Annotated in this window: 13 protein-coding genes and 1 pseudogene; 7 read left to right on the forward strand and 7 right to left on the reverse strand. The window is 75.2% G+C overall.

Annotated features, from left to right (window positions below; translation table 11 throughout):
• Positions 1 to 111 precede the first annotated feature (111 nt).
• The 6 genes and pseudogenes from ACFVHB_RS26685 to ACFVHB_RS26710 form a co-directional block, all read right to left on the reverse strand.
• Positions 112 to 807: pseudogene (locus ACFVHB_RS26685) on the reverse strand (lactate utilization protein C); the annotation flags it as partial.
• Positions 804 to 2,198, reverse strand: coding sequence for a lactate utilization protein B (locus tag ACFVHB_RS26690; RefSeq protein WP_380327379.1), 1,395 nt, complete (start codon positions 2,196 to 2,198; stop codon positions 804 to 806). The gene ACFVHB_RS26690 and the pseudogene ACFVHB_RS26685, both read right to left, overlap by 4 nt.
• Before the next feature lie 178 nt (positions 2,199 to 2,376).
• Positions 2,377 to 3,138, reverse strand: coding sequence for a (Fe-S)-binding protein (locus ACFVHB_RS26695; RefSeq protein ID WP_380327283.1), 762 nt, complete (start codon positions 3,136 to 3,138; stop codon positions 2,377 to 2,379).
• A 138-nt stretch (positions 3,139 to 3,276) separates the two neighbouring features.
• On the reverse strand, positions 3,277 to 4,512 hold the full coding sequence (locus ACFVHB_RS26700; RefSeq protein WP_380327285.1) for a globin domain-containing protein: 1,236 nt from the start codon (positions 4,510 to 4,512) through the stop codon (positions 3,277 to 3,279).
• Positions 4,513 to 4,655: 143 nt separating this feature from the next.
• Positions 4,656 to 5,099 carry an RrF2 family transcriptional regulator gene (locus ACFVHB_RS26705; protein ID WP_380327287.1) on the reverse strand — a complete coding sequence of 148 codons (444 nt, stop codon included), beginning with the start codon at positions 5,097 to 5,099 and terminating at the stop codon, positions 4,656 to 4,658.
• A 207-nt stretch (positions 5,100 to 5,306) separates the two neighbouring features.
• Positions 5,307 to 6,845, reverse strand: coding sequence for an MATE family efflux transporter (locus tag ACFVHB_RS26710; protein WP_380327289.1), 1,539 nt, complete (start codon positions 6,843 to 6,845; stop codon positions 5,307 to 5,309).
• Between the two features lie 453 nt (positions 6,846 to 7,298).
• Between ACFVHB_RS26710 and ACFVHB_RS26715 the strand changes: the two genes are divergently transcribed.
• Positions 7,299 to 8,018: a hypothetical protein gene (locus ACFVHB_RS26715; protein WP_380327291.1), complete on the forward strand. Its 720-nt coding sequence runs from the start codon at positions 7,299 to 7,301 to the stop codon at positions 8,016 to 8,018.
• A gap of 190 nt (positions 8,019 to 8,208) precedes the next feature.
• On the opposite strand, the gene ACFVHB_RS26720 is transcribed toward ACFVHB_RS26715, so the two are convergent.
• Entirely contained in the window at positions 8,209 to 8,967 is a 759-nt protein-coding gene (locus ACFVHB_RS26720) for a TioE family transcriptional regulator (RefSeq protein ID WP_380327293.1), read from the reverse strand.
• 113 nt (positions 8,968 to 9,080) lie between these two features.
• Between ACFVHB_RS26720 and ACFVHB_RS26725 the strand changes: the two genes are divergently transcribed.
• The 6 genes from ACFVHB_RS26725 to ACFVHB_RS26750 all read left to right on the forward strand — a co-directional run bounded on the left by ACFVHB_RS26725 (position 9,081) and on the right by ACFVHB_RS26750 (position 12,874).
• Positions 9,081 to 10,250, forward strand: coding sequence for an erythromycin esterase family protein (locus ACFVHB_RS26725; protein ID WP_380327295.1), 1,170 nt, complete (start codon positions 9,081 to 9,083; stop codon positions 10,248 to 10,250).
• Between the two features lie 183 nt (positions 10,251 to 10,433).
• The gene (locus tag ACFVHB_RS26730) at positions 10,434 to 10,907 is read left to right on the forward strand and encodes a hypothetical protein (RefSeq protein ID WP_380327297.1); all 474 of its coding nucleotides are present in this window, start codon (positions 10,434 to 10,436) and stop codon (positions 10,905 to 10,907) included.
• The gene (locus ACFVHB_RS26735) at positions 10,904 to 12,010 is read left to right on the forward strand and encodes a hypothetical protein (protein WP_380327299.1); all 1,107 of its coding nucleotides are present in this window, start codon (positions 10,904 to 10,906) and stop codon (positions 12,008 to 12,010) included. Before ACFVHB_RS26730 ends, ACFVHB_RS26735 begins: the two co-directional genes overlap by 4 nt.
• A complete protein-coding gene (locus ACFVHB_RS26740; RefSeq protein ID WP_380327301.1) occupies positions 12,007 to 12,396 on the forward strand; it encodes a hypothetical protein in 390 nt (129 codons plus the stop codon). Before ACFVHB_RS26735 ends, ACFVHB_RS26740 begins: the two co-directional genes overlap by 4 nt.
• A complete protein-coding gene (locus tag ACFVHB_RS26745) occupies positions 12,396 to 12,569 on the forward strand; it encodes a hypothetical protein (RefSeq protein ID WP_380327303.1) in 174 nt (57 codons plus the stop codon). Before ACFVHB_RS26740 ends, ACFVHB_RS26745 begins: the two co-directional genes overlap by 1 nt.
• A gap of 44 nt (positions 12,570 to 12,613) precedes the next feature.
• Positions 12,614 to 12,874, forward strand: a complete 261-nt coding sequence (locus ACFVHB_RS26750; protein WP_380327305.1) for a hypothetical protein — start codon at positions 12,614 to 12,616, stop codon at positions 12,872 to 12,874.
• Positions 12,875 to 13,035 lie beyond the last annotated feature (161 nt).

Consider the following 13,035-nt stretch of genomic DNA (forward strand, 5'->3'; position numbering starts at 1 on the left):
CGCCGTCGTGCCGTGCGCCGTCGTGCCGTGCGCCGTCGTGCCGTGCGCCGTCGTGCCGTGCGCCGTCGTGCCGTGCGCCGTCGTGCCGTGCGCCGGTGTGGTCTCCGCCGAGACCAGCACGACCTCCAGGGTGCGCGGGCCGTGCACGCCCTCGACCCGGTCGAGCTCGATGTCGCTGGTGGCCGAGGGCCCGGAGATCCACGTCTGCGGGCGGGACGGGTCGAGGCGGGCGAGGGCGAGCGGGACGGAGGCGACCACCTGCTCGGGCGCCAGCACGACGCAGACGTGGTGGTCGGGGACGAGCGTGAGCAGTCGGCGGCCCTGGGCCGGGCCCGCGTCCAGGACCAGGGTGCCGGTCTCGGCGATCGCCAGCGCGCAGCCGGTGAGCACGCTGTCCGTCCGGTCGAGCTCGGCGGCGGTGAGCGTGCCGTCGTCGGTGACCGGCACGAGTCCGGTCGCGGCGGCGAGCCAGGCGGTCGGCAGGTCCTCCGGCACGGCGACGGTCCGGGCGCCGCGGGCGGCGAGCAGCGCGGCGACGCGTGCGGGCAGGCCGGCCGGGGTGCAGCGGTGCACCTGGGCCCGGTAGTCGGCCAGGTTGTGGTGCAACAGGTCGAGCAGGGCCGCCGGGTCGTCGGCCGGGGAGTGGCTCTGCCGGTAGTCGCGGCGGGGCAGCGGATCGCCGGGGGTCGTGTCGGTGGGGCCGCCGTGCGGGCCGGGGCCGCCGAGCGCGGCGCGGATCCGGGCGAGGACCAGCTCGCGGGAGCCGGTCGAGGGCTGCCGTGGGTCGGGGCCGCGGTGGGCGGTCATCGGCGGTTCCTCCTCCACCAGTCGCGGAACGGTTCGGCCGGCGGTTCCGGCAGCGCGCGGGTGTCGGTCCAGGCCCGGCCGGGTCCGGGCAGCCGGCGCGGCAGCCGCCGCCGGGCCCGGGCCGCCGCCCGCTCGGCCGCCGCGAGCAGCGCGGGGTGGTCCAGTACGTAGCCGGCCGCCGCCATGGCGGCCCGCTCCAGCCGGTGTCCGGGCTGCCGGGTGACCCGCTCGCGCAGGTGGACCAGCACCTCGGGGATGTCGATCGCCACCGGACAGACCTCGTAACAGGCCCCGCAGAGCGACGAGGCGAACGGCAGCGAAGCGTCCAGCGGGCTCGTGGTGCCGCGCAGTTGGGGTGTGAGGATGGCGCCGATCGGCCCCGGGTAGACCGAGCCGTAGGCGTGGCCGCCGGCCCGTTCGTAGACCGGGCAGACGTTGAGGCAGGCCGAGCAGCGGATGCAGCGCAGCGCCTGGCGGCCGACCCGGTCGGCGAGAGCGGTCGTCCGGCCGTTGTCGAGCAGGACGAGGTGGAACTCGGACGGGCCGTCGCCCGGGGCGGTGCCGGTCCAGAGCGAGGTGTACGGGTTCATCCGCTCGGCGGTGGACGAGCGCGGCAGCAGCTGCAGGAAGATCTCGAGGTCCCGCCAGGTCGGCACCACCTTCTCGATGCCGACCACCGAGATCAGGGTGCGCGGCAGGGTGAGGCACATCCGGCCGTTGCCCTCGGACTCCACGACCACCAGGGTGCCGGTCTCGGCGACCATGAAGTTGGCCCCGGAGACGGCCACCCGGGCGCGGAGGAACTTCTCGCGCAGGTGCAGCCGGGCCGCCTCGGCGAGTTCGGCGGGCGAGTCGGTCAGCCCCTCGGGCGCCGGCCGGCCCCAGGAGGCCATCCGCTCGGCGAAGATCTCCCGGATCTCGGCGCGGTTGCGGTGGATCGCCGGGACGAGGATGTGCGAGGGCCGGTCGTCGCCCAACTGCACGATCAGTTCCGCGAGGTCGGTCTCGTACGCGGCGATGCCGGCCTCGGCGAGCGCCTCGTTCAGCCCGATCTCCTGGGTGGCCATCGACTTGACCTTGACCACCTCGCGCTCGCCGGTGGCGCGGACCAGCTCGGTGACGATCCGGTTGGCCTCCGTCGCGTCGGCGGCCCAGTGCACGGTGCCGCCGGCCGCCGTCACGGCCTGCTCCAACTGGACGAGGTAGTGGTCGAGATGGCGCAGGGTGTGGTCCTTGACGGCCTTGCCGGCGGCGCGCAGCTCGGGCCAGTCGGCGAGTTCGGCGACCGCGCGGGCCCGCTTGTCGCGGATGGTGTGGGTGGCGTGCCGCAGGTTGGCGCGCAGCGTCGCGTCCCGGGTGGCGCGTGCGGCGGCCTCCGGGAAGGCGGGCATTCCGAGGAAGGTGCCTGTGCTCAACTCGGCCTCCACGGCTGGGCCTTCGACTTGGGACTCCCGGGCTCGGCGCTCAACTCCCGCTCCAGGGGCGGGCCCTCGCCCGGTGTCGGCGCGGCTCGGCGCCCAACTCGGGCCCCGGGGCTCGGTGCTCCACCCGGGCTCCCCGGCTCGGTGCTCAACTCGGGCTCCAGGGCTCGGCCTCGGTGCTCGCCAGGATCTCGGCGAGGTGCAGCGGGCGCAGCGCGTCGCCTCGGCGGCGCTGAAGTCCGCCGAGGTGCAGCAGGCAGGAGTTGTCGCCGCCGCAGAGCACCCGGGCGCCGGTGGCGCGGGCGTTGCGCAGCTTGTCCTCGCCCATCGCCGTGGAGACCGCCGGGTTCTTCACCGCGAAGGTGCCGCCGAAGCCGCAGCACTCCTCGGCGCCGGGCAGTTCCAGCAGCTCCAGGCCGCGGACCGCCCGGAGCAGCCGCAGCGGCCGGTCGCCCAGGCCGAGGACGCGCAGCCCGTGGCAGGACGGGTGGTAGGTGACCGGGTGCGGGAAGTGGGCGCCGACGTCCTCGACGCCCAGCACGTCGGTCAGGAACTCGGACAGCTCCAGGACGCGGGGCCCGAGCCGGGCGGCGAGGTCGGTGAGGCCGGTGCCGCGCCCCTCGGCGGCGGCCCGGGCCCCGATCCGCGGGTAGTTGTCGCGGACCATCGCCACGCACGAGCCGGAGGGCGTCACCACGTGGTCGTACCCGGCGAACGCCCGCGCCGTCCGGCGGACCAGCGGTTCGCAGGCCCGCCGGTAGCCGGTGTTGAACTGCGGCTGGCCGCAACAGCTCTGCCCGGCCGGGAAGTCGACGTCGACGCCGAGCCGCTCCAGCAGCCGGACGGTGGCGATCGCGGTGGCCGGGTACAACGCGTCGTTGACGCAGGTGGCGAACAGCGCGACCCTCATCGTCCCCTCCCTGCGCCGGTGGTGCGGGGGCCGTCGGCCGGCCCGCCGGTGATCGTGCGGCTGCGATGCTACCGAGCGGCCCGGCCCGGCGGGAGGGTGCCGCGCCGGGCCGGACCGTGCCCCGGTGGGGCGGGGGCGTCAGGCGTCCTGGCCGAGCCAGAGGTCGGGGCCGAACACCTCGTAGTGGATGGCCGCGGCGGGCACGCCCGCGGTGAGCAGCTGGCCGCGGACCGAGCGCAGGAAGGGCAGCGGGCCGCAGAGGTACGCGGTGGTGCCGGCCGGGATGTCGACGGTGGAGAGGTCGACCAGGCCGGTGCGCTCCTGCGGCCAGTCGCCGAGCGGCCGCTCGTAGAAGACGTGGGCGCTGGCGTTCGGCAGCTTGGCGGTGAGCTGGCCGAGGTCGGCGCGGAAGGCGTGCGAGAGCTGGTCGCGGTCGCCGTGGACGGAGATCACCGTCCGGGTGGAGCCGGTGGCGGCGAGGTGGGCGAGCATCGCGGTCATCGGGGTGTTGCCGATGCCGGCCGAGGCGAGCAGCACGGGGCCGGCGTCGGCGCCCGTGCCGCTCCCGCCGCCGGCCAGGGTGAGGTCGCCGAGCGGCGGGGCGAGCTCGACCGTGTCGCCGGCGTGCAGGTGGTCGTGCAGGTGGTTGGAGACCTCGCCGGCCGGGGCGCCGTCGGCCGTGGCGGGGGCCCGCTTGACGGTGAACTGCAGCGCGCCGTCGGGGTCGCCGGAGAGGCTGTACTGGCGGATCTGCCGGGCGCCGTCGGGCAGTTCGGCGCGGACCGAGACGTACTGGCCGGGCCGGGACGGCGGGACGGGGCCGCCGTCGGCGGGGCGGACCAGGTAGGTGGTGACGTCGTCGGTCTCCTGGTAGCGGGCCACCACCGTGTACGGGCGCCACAGGTCGGCCGGGTCGCCGCCCTGCGCGGCGGCGGCCTCGGCGCGCAGTCGGTCCTCGACGGCGATCAGCGCGTTGGCCATCAGCCAGTACACCTCGTCCCAGGCGGCGGCGACCTCCGGCGTGACGGCCTCGCCGAGCACCTCGACGATGGCGGCGAACAGGTGCTCGTGGACGATCCGGTACTGGTCGTTGCTGATGCCGACCGAGACGTGCTTGTGCGCGATCCGGGCGAGCATGGCGTCCGGCCGCTGGTCGGGGTGGGCTATCAGGGCGGAGGCGAACGCGGCGATCGAGCCGGCCAGTGCCTGCCGCTGGGTGCCGTTGGCCTGGTTGCCCCGGTTGAACAGGTCGCGCAGCAGCTCCGGGTGGGCCGCGAACATCTTCTGGTAGAAGAGCGGCGTGATGTCGCCGATCGCACCGCCCACGGCGGGCAGGGTGGCTTCGACGACCTCGGCGGACTTGGCTGACAGCATCGGGCTCGCTCCAAAATGGTATCTGAGAGTCGTATTTTAGGTCGTGCGGGTGCGCGACCCGGCGGTGCGGTGTTGCGATGGGGGCCGGTGCGGGTACGGGGGGTGGCGGTCGGGGGCGGGGTCCGGGCGGGTCGGCGGAGGGTTCAGTCCGCCGGTCTGCCGGTGAGGCTGAGCAGCACCGGGCCGGTGGGGGAGGCGACCAGGTCGCCGATGGAGAGCGGGTCGAGCGTGGCGAAGAACGCCTCCTGCGCGGAGCGCAGTGCTCCCCGCAGACGGCACGCGGCGCGCAGCGGGCACGGCGGCTCGTCCTCGCAGCCGACCACGTCGCCGACGCCCTCCAGCTCGCGCAGCAGCAGCCCGAGCGAGCCGGTCCGGCCGGCGAAGGTGAGCACCAGCCCGCCGCCCCGCCCGCGCCGGGCCTCCACCACCCCGAGGTGCTGCAGCCGGCTGACCACCTTGGCGGCGTGCGTGTACGGCACGCCCACCGCCTCGGCCACCTCGCGGGTGGTCGGGTTCGCGTCCTCGTCGAGGACCGCCAGCCGCATGGCGATGCGGAGGGCGATGTCGGTGCTCTTGGTCAGCCTCACGCTCCAGAGGCTAGCTAATGCGACTCCACGAATCCAATTTCCTGCACGCCGGTCGACGGGGGCCGTCCAGCGCGGCTCCCGGACCGGGGGCCCGCCCTCCGGAGGGTGCCGGGCCACCCGGGCACTCGGGCACTCGGGCACTCGGGCACCCGGGTGGCCCGGGTACTCGGGTACTGGGGCACTCGGGCACTCGGGCACTCGGGAGCGTCAGGCCTCGCACTCCACGCGGGCCGGCGAGCCGACGCCGGCCGCGGTCCGTCCGGCGAGGGTGCGGCCGTAGCGGCGCAGCAGGAGGACGGCGGTGGTGGCGAGGCCGAGCGTCAGACCGACCCAGAGCCCGCGCACGCCGGTGTCGAGGGGGCCGGAGAGCAGCCAGCCGGCCGGCAGGCCGACCAGCCAGTACCCGACCAGGGTGATCCGGAAGCCGCTCGCCGTGTCGTCCAGCCCGCGGAGCAGGCCGACGCCGATGACCTGGGCGCTGTCGACGAGTTGCAGCACCGCCGCGACGACCAGCAGGCCGGTGGCGATCTCCAGGCCCGGACCGTCGGCGGACGCGTCCGGGTCGAAGAACGGGCGCAGCACCAGTTCGGGGAGGGCGAGGTAGAGCGCGCCGGCCACGGTCGTCACGGCCGCGCCGCAGGCCAGGGCGGTGCTCCGCAGACGTCGCGCGGCCGCGTGGTCGCCGAAGGCGAGCTCACGGCTGACGTTGATCGAGGTCGCCTGGGAGAGGCCGACCCCGAACTGGAACACGATGTTGATCAACTGGCTGGCGGCGTTGTGCGCGGCGAGCGCGGCCGCGCCGAAGCTGCCGGCCAGCAGCGCCGTCACCAGGAAGAAGCCGCCCTCGGACCCGTAGGTGGCGGAGATCGGCGTGCCGAGCCGGAGCAGCCGCCGTACGCCGGGGAGGTCGGCCTTGCGGAAGCCCGGGCGGAGCAGCGGCGCGAGCAACGGGTCGCGGCGGGCGATCGCGTACAGCGCCAGGCAGGAGAACAGCTGCACGATGCTGGTGGCGAGCCCGATGCCGGCCAGGCCGAGCGCGGGCAGGCCCCAACTCCCGTGGGCCAGTGCCCAGTCGAGGGCCGCGTTGACGGCGATCGAGACGACGGTGATCTGCAGCAGGGCCTGCGGGCGGCGCATTCCGACGGTGAACTCGCGGATCACCTGGAACCACAGGCTGGGGAGCAGGCCGGGGGCGAGCGCGGCGAGCATGTCCCGGGTGAGGGCGGTGACGTCCGGGTCCTGGCCGAGCAGGCCCACCGCCCGGCCGGCCAGGATCATGAGGACGGCGCCGACGGCCCCGGCGAGGGTGGCGACCGCGAGGGCCGCCCGGACCACGCCGCGGACCTCGTCGTCGGAACTCGCCGCTTCGCCGGCCGGAGCCGCCGCGCCGCCGCCTGTCGCCGCCGCGCCGCCTGGGGCCCCACCGCCTGCCGCCGCGGCGTCGACCGTTGCGACTGCGGCCGCTGTGGCCGCCGGTTCGGTGCGCGCCGCCCGCTCCGCGCGGGCGGCGGCCGCCGCCACCTGGTTGCCGACGGGGGTGATCAGGCCGGCGCCCATGATGCGGACCTGGACGAAGATCACCACCGCGAGCCCCCCGGCCGCGAGTTCCGCCGTCCCGAGGCCGCCCATCATCACCATGTCGGTGGTGGTGAGCGCGATCTGGGCGAGCTGGGTGAGCGCGAGCGGGACGGCGAGGACGGCGAGTGCCCGGCCGTCGCGGGCGAGGGTGGTCAGGTGTTGTCGCATGGCGGGCGTCACGGTCTCCGGGGGCCTGCCGGTCCGGCTGGTCCGCCGCCGGGCAGGCCTCGCGCGGTGGGCGACGGTCAGGGCGGGGCCGAGGGCCCCGCTGCCGGGGGGAGCCTAACCGGAGGTGTCGCCGTGCGTCGCGCGCTTTTCGGGCGGCCGCTCCTCGGGCGGCCACCTCGGGTTGACTGGCCGTCTCCTCCGGCGTCGGCCGCCCGCGTCGGCACGGCGTACACCGTCGGCCACCCCGAGTCGATCACCCCGTACCGCGGCTTCGCGCCCCCCGGCGACGCGGCCCGGCTGATGGTGGTCACCCGCGGCACCGTCGCCTTCCCGGCCCTGGCGGGGGAGCCGCGTACCTCGGCCGTCGGGGCGGGTGAGCGTCCGTCAATTGACCGCACCGGGGCCCCGGGCATATTTTGAACGCGTTCAATCTTCCGGAGGGGGCGCGAGCGGATGTCACAGTTCATCGAACCGGCGGTCGTGGGGCGGGCCGGGCAGGCGGTGCGGGCGGGCTGGACCGCCGGTGGCGGCCCCGGGCGGCGCGGGCCGCTGTCGAGGTGGTCGGCCGGGGACGGCCTGTGCTGCGCGACCGGCCACTCCTTCACCGTCGCCACCCTCATCGGGCTGCCGGCCGCCTACCTGGCCGTGTTCGAACTCGCCGAGGACCACCCCGGCGGCGACCTCGGGCTGCTCCTCCTGGGCGTGGCACCGCTCCTGCTGCTCCCGTTCGCCATCGGGGCCCGCCTCTGGGCCGCACACGGCCGGGCCGCCCTGCGCTGGGCCGGGCGGGCCGCGCTGCGCTACCTCTGCCACTACCTGACGTCGATCGTCCTGATGGCCGAGCTGGTCGCGCTCGCTTTCAGCGGGAGCGTGTACCTCGGGGGCGGCACGGGCTTCCCGCTGGAGACGTACGTCGCGGTCCCCCTCTTCACCGCCGTGCTGTTCGGCGCCCCCGCCCTCCTCGCCCTGCTGATGGTGGCCCCCTGGGCGTCGACCGGCCGGAGGGCCCGCCTCGCCCTCGGGTTGCTCACCAACCTCCTGCCGGCGTGGTTGTTCCTGCTCGGCGGCTTCCCCGTCGGACTCGTCATCGTCGCCCACGTCGTCTTCGCCTGCCGGGTCGTACCCGCCGCACCCGCTCGGCCCGCCCGGCCCGCCGGACCCGTCGAGGAGTGACGGGCACCCGGCCCAGGTCGGTCCTGGCGGGGCCTGCCTGCCCCGCCGCGCGGACCGGGCCCCTCGCTGCCCGGGTGACGTCCGGGCGGCGGGGTCGTACGCCCGCGGCCACCCCCCGTCGGCGTCGCCGCGCGCGGAGTCCGGCGGGCACGCACGTCCCGGGCCCTGCCGTGGTGACCTGGCGTGACCGCTACTCGGCCTGCTCGGCCCACTCGGCTTCCCGGGCCGCGCTCCGCCCCGGCGGGCCGTGGCCGAGCAGGGCGAGGTAGTTCGCGAGGTGGGTGGCCGCGTGGAGCATGGCGAGGCCCCGCACCGTCAGTTTCCGGTGCCAGTCGTCCAGGGCGCCGGACAGGGCCCCGGTGCCGCCGGCTTCGCGGATCTGCCGGACGACTCCGGCGATGTGGTCCAGCCGGTAGCCCCCGCGTCGGAGGAGGTGGGCCAGCTCGGCGTCGCGGAGGTCGTCGGCGCGGAAGACGCGGTGGCCGGTCGCACGGTCCCGCCCGGGGGTGAGGATGCCGGCGGCCTCCCAGTTGCGCACGGTCGCCGGGGTGACGCCGAGCCGGCGGGCGAGTTCGCCGACGGACCGGACGGTACGGTCCGCCGGTGCGTCCGCCGCGGCCGCGGGCTCCGCCGTCAGGTGGTCCACGGCCCGCCGCACCGCGGCGAGGGTCTCCCGGTCGCGGAGCAGCCGGCTGTGGCCGCGGTCGACGGCCGTCAGGGCGTCGTCGAGCGCGTCGCGGTGGAGCGCGTTCATGATCTCGCCGCCGGTCGCGTGGCCGTACGCCGCGACGAGGGGCAGGTAGGCGCGGAGCGCCGCCGCGTGCACCTCGGTGTAGATCCGGTAGCCACTGGGCGTGCGCTCGGCGGGCGGGAGGTACCCGTCCCGCTCGTAGTTGCGGACCGCCTGGGCCGACAGGCCGTGCTCGCGCGCGAGGTCCGACGGTCGCATGGTCGTCACTCCTTTGAGGGTTCACCGGACGGTAGAGCGGTAATCGGGAGCATCGGGCCGCCAAAGTCTCAACCGGTCTTTCAAGGTTACGCTTGAGGTCCATGAGTCAGGACATGCGAGACTTCGTGACCCCGTCATGTGAGCTGGTGGCGCTCGGCGAGCCGACGCACCGGGAACCGGCCTTCGGACTGGTCCGCAACGAGCTGTTCGCCCGGCTGGTGGAGGCCGGCTTCCGGTCGATCGCCCTGGAGACCGACCGCGTCGCGGCGCTCGCCGTGAACGAGTTCGTCCAGGAGGGAACGGGCACCCTCGACGCGGTGATGCGCGAGGGCTTCTCCCACGGCTTCGGCGAGCTCGACGCCAACCGGCGGCTGGTCGCCTGGATGCGCGAGTACAACCGGAACCGGCCGCCGGAGGCGCGACTGGCCTTCCACGGCTTCGACATCCCGACCGAGAACCACAGCGCACCCAGCCCGCGCCGCTACCTGGAACACGCCCGCGACTACCTGAACGCCGCGAGGGGGCTCGCGCTCGCCCTCGACATCGGGCGCCTCGCCGGGGGCGACGAACGCTGGAGCCGCGCCGAGGCCGTCATGGACCCGGCCGAGTCGCCCGGCGCCACCGCCGAGGCCGAGCGGCTGCGGTCGATCGCCGACGACCTGCTCACCGCGCTCCACACGCGCGAGGCGGAGCTGATCGCGACCACCTCGGGCGACGCGTGGCGGCGGGCCGGGACGCACCTCACCGCGGGCCTCGGTCTGCTCCGCTACCACCGGCAGGCGGCACGGCCGCTCGCCCCGGGTCCGCGACTGACCCGCCTGCTCGCCACCCGCGACGGGCTCATGGCCCGGAACCTCCTCGACATCCGGACCGTCGAGGCCCGGCGGGGAGCGACCCTCGTCCACGCCCACAACAGTCACCTGCAGACCCACCAGAGCGCCTGGAGCATGGGTGAGTACGACTGCGTCTGGACCGGCGCCGGCGCCGTCGTCGGCTCCCTCCTGGGCGACCGCTACGCCTTCGTCGCCGGCAGCCTGGGCCGCAGCGAGGCGCTCGGCCTCGGCGAGCCCGAGCCGGACACCTACGAGGGCATCCTCCAACTCCGCTGCCCCACCTGGGGCCTGACCACCTCCACCGCGATCGGACCGGCCCGCACCCGCACCCGCACCACGGTGCCGGGCTACTTCCCGCTCGACCGCCGGATCGTCGACGGGGCGGACGCGGTCCTCCACATCGGCGACGGCGCGGCCGTGGTCGCGGCCGAACCGGACCGCTCGCGGTAGCACGCCGAACCCCGCCCGCGCCGCCGCCCTCCTCTCCCAGGACTCCGCGACCGCACCCCGCCGGCAGCGTCTATGCTCATCGATCGTGCTCGCTCGATCACGGCGGGCAAGCAGCCTCACGGGGGGAGACCGGGAGATGGCAGACACACCGGACACACCGGACAGGTGCGCGGGGCGGGCGGGATGAGCAAGCTCAAGGACCTCCAGCAGGCCGAGCAGGCCATCCGGGCCGTCGACCCGTTCGGCGGCGGCGTCCAGCAGTTGGGGCTCGCCGTCGAGAAGGCGCTGGCCGTCGCCGGGCCGGTCGGCAGTCCGGGCGCGATCCGCGAGCGGGCCAAGGCGTACGCGGAGACCGCCAAGGCCTACGCGAAGGCGTCCGAGGACCTCGGGGCGGTCGCCACCAGCGGGCTGCCGAGCGTCTGGACCGGGTCGGTCGCCGAGCACGCCACCCAGGCCGTGAAGGCGCTGGCGAACGAACTGGCCGTCTCCCAGAAGGCCCTGCAGCAGGGCGCCAGCCTGCTGGGCACCTGGGCGGACGACCTGGAGTGGGCCCAGAACACCGACACGCACGGCGTCGACTCGCTGAACAGGGCGCTGAGTCGCTGCGCGGCGCCTTCTTCGCCGCCGCCGGCCTGGAACCCGCGCTGGCCGGCGTGACGGACCGGATCGCGGCCGCCCGGCGGGCGGAGAGCAGCGGTACCCACACCGCGAGCCTGGTCAACCAACTCGCCGCCCAGGCCCGCGCCGAGCGCGCCGGTCAGGGCACGCTCGACCCGCTCGCCGCGCTGGTCCTGGCGAACGAACAGGGCCCGGGCGGCGCCGGCGCCGACGGCGGCTACATCCTGACGGACTTCCAGTTGTCGCGCGCGAACGAGACCCTGGCCGGGCTGAGTCCCGCCGACCAGGCCGCGTTCCGGGGCCTGCTGTCCGGCGCCAAGTCGCCGGAGGAGGCCGCCTACCTCTGGAAGGCGCTGGCCGCCGGCCACTCGGTGGCCGAGGTCCAGCAGTTCGGCGCGCTCATCCATGCCCACGGCGACGACCCGCTGTGGCTGTCCCAGCACCTCGTCCCGGCCCTCGGCACGGACGGCGCGCGCGAGGAGTCCACCACGGAGAAGGTGGACCTCCTCTACCGGGGCGCCGAAGTCGGTTTCAACGGCAGGGCGCTCGGCGGAGGCGGCACGTACGCCCAGGGCGACGTCAACGACTGCGTCGCCGCGTCCACGGTGGTCGCCCACCTCGAGCTCGACCCGGTGACGATGCTCCAGGTCACCACCGGCAACACGCCCGACGTCCCGGGAGCGGACTCCACGAGCAACTTCGAGCGGCGCCTCCAGGACCTCTACATCCAGCGGTTCCAGCAGGGCCAACTCGCCGACGGCAGCAAGCCCTACCCGCAGGGGACGAGCGGACTCGGCGACAAGGGAACCAGGCTGGTGGTCGACCAGAACCTCGAGAAGGCCACCGGTGGCCCCTACGAGAACGTCAGCCTCAAGTCCGACGACGACCGGCGCGCCGCCCTCGTCCGGATCGAGAAGGCCCTCGACGAGGGCAAACCGGTGCCTCTCAGCGTCGGTGACGGCACCGGGTTCCACGAGATGGTGATCATGGCGCGGGACGGCGACAAGCTCCAGGTCTACAACCCGTGGGGCCACTCCGAGTGGGTGACGGAGGACCAGTTCATCCACAGTCGCCTGAACGCCGGACACCTCACCGGCAATTCGAACCTCAACCAGGCCTACGGCGTGGAGCTGCCGAAATGACGACCATCCGTCCGGACGCCGAGCTGATCACCGGCTACGACGTCGAGGCCGCCCTCACCCGCGGGCTGCTGATCGGCGGTACCCCCCGGCGCGTGCTCTTCGGCGACGCCGCGATCGCCGCCTCCTACCAGGCCGAGGCCCTGAGCATCGGCCCCTACCCACTCGGCTTCCTGGCCCGGTACGTCCGCGCCGGCGGCTTCACCGCGGCGCTCGCCCTGCCCGAACCGCTGAACGGCCGGGAGGCGGCCGAGTTGGTCCGCGGCTGGCTGCGCGCGGCCGCGGCCACCGGGGCGAGCGTCCAGCGCGAGGCCCTGTTCGCCCGGTGGCTGGCCTCGGTCGCCCTGCTCATCACGCTGCGCCGCCGGGTCCGGGAGGCCGGGAACTGATGCGTCGCACCCTCGCCGTCGTGGCGGCGGCACTCCTGGCCGCCGCGCCCCTGCTCACGGCCTGCACCGCCGAGCCCGGAACGCCCGCAACCCCGCCCACCACCCGGCCGGAGACGGAGGTGGCCCTCCCCACCCTCGCGGAGGCGGGGACCCGTACCCGACCAGCACGGTGACCCTGACCGTCGGACAGCGGTTCGGCGTCAGAGGGGTCGACAGCATGACGGCCTGGACCTGGGCCCTCACCTCGGCCGGCGACGGCGCCGTGGTGCGGCAGGGCCCGGACGTCGTCATCGACCCCTGCGGGGGCAGCACCGGCTGCTCCCCGGGGATCGACCAGACCTTCACCGCCCTCGCCCCCGGCACCACCACGCTGACCTGGGAGTTCCGCGTCCGAGGTGGCAACTGCACCGGGGGAGAGGTGCAGCCCGCCCCCGGATGCGGCAGCGTCACCAAGAGCATCCAGGTCACCGTCCGCTGACCCGCCCGGTCCGGGGACCGCCGCGAAATCCGGTGGCCCGGCTGCGCCCCCGCGCCGAACCTGAGGCCGTACCCGGATTCGTCAGGACCGACAACGCGGCCCTCGTCTCGCATGTGGGCGACCCGCGGCCGCGCCGTGGCGGCCTACCGGGAGCCGCTGCG

The organism is Kitasatospora sp. NPDC127111 (genome assembly GCF_042677465.1).
In the GTDB taxonomy this organism is placed as follows: Bacteria; Actinomycetota; Actinomycetes; order Streptomycetales; family Streptomycetaceae; genus Kitasatospora.

Bases quoted from the DNA above. Each gene is read 5' to 3' on its own strand.
- ACFVHB_RS26690 (WP_380327379.1), bottom strand. From the start codon at position 2,198: ATGCCCGCCTTCCCGGAGGCCGCCGCACGCGCCACCCGGGACGCGACG.
- ACFVHB_RS26695 (WP_380327283.1), bottom strand. From the start codon at position 3,138: ATGAGGGTCGCGCTGTTCGCCACCTGCGTCAACGACGCGTTGTACCCG.
- ACFVHB_RS26700 (WP_380327285.1), bottom strand. From the start codon at position 4,512: ATGCTGTCAGCCAAGTCCGCCGAGGTCGTCGAAGCCACCCTGCCCGCC.
- ACFVHB_RS26710 (WP_380327289.1), bottom strand. From the start codon at position 6,845: ATGCGACAACACCTGACCACCCTCGCCCGCGACGGCCGGGCACTCGCC.
- ACFVHB_RS26715 (WP_380327291.1), top strand. From the start codon at position 7,299: ATGTCACAGTTCATCGAACCGGCGGTCGTGGGGCGGGCCGGGCAGGCG.
- ACFVHB_RS26720 (WP_380327293.1), bottom strand. From the start codon at position 8,967: ATGCGACCGTCGGACCTCGCGCGCGAGCACGGCCTGTCGGCCCAGGCG.
- ACFVHB_RS26725 (WP_380327295.1), top strand. From the start codon at position 9,081: ATGCGAGACTTCGTGACCCCGTCATGTGAGCTGGTGGCGCTCGGCGAG.
- ACFVHB_RS26730 (WP_380327297.1), top strand. From the start codon at position 10,434: ATGAGCAAGCTCAAGGACCTCCAGCAGGCCGAGCAGGCCATCCGGGCC.
- ACFVHB_RS26740 (WP_380327301.1), top strand. From the start codon at position 12,007: ATGACGACCATCCGTCCGGACGCCGAGCTGATCACCGGCTACGACGTC.
- ACFVHB_RS26745 (WP_380327303.1), top strand. From the start codon at position 12,396: ATGCGTCGCACCCTCGCCGTCGTGGCGGCGGCACTCCTGGCCGCCGCG.
- ACFVHB_RS26750 (WP_380327305.1), top strand. From the start codon at position 12,614: ATGACGGCCTGGACCTGGGCCCTCACCTCGGCCGGCGACGGCGCCGTG.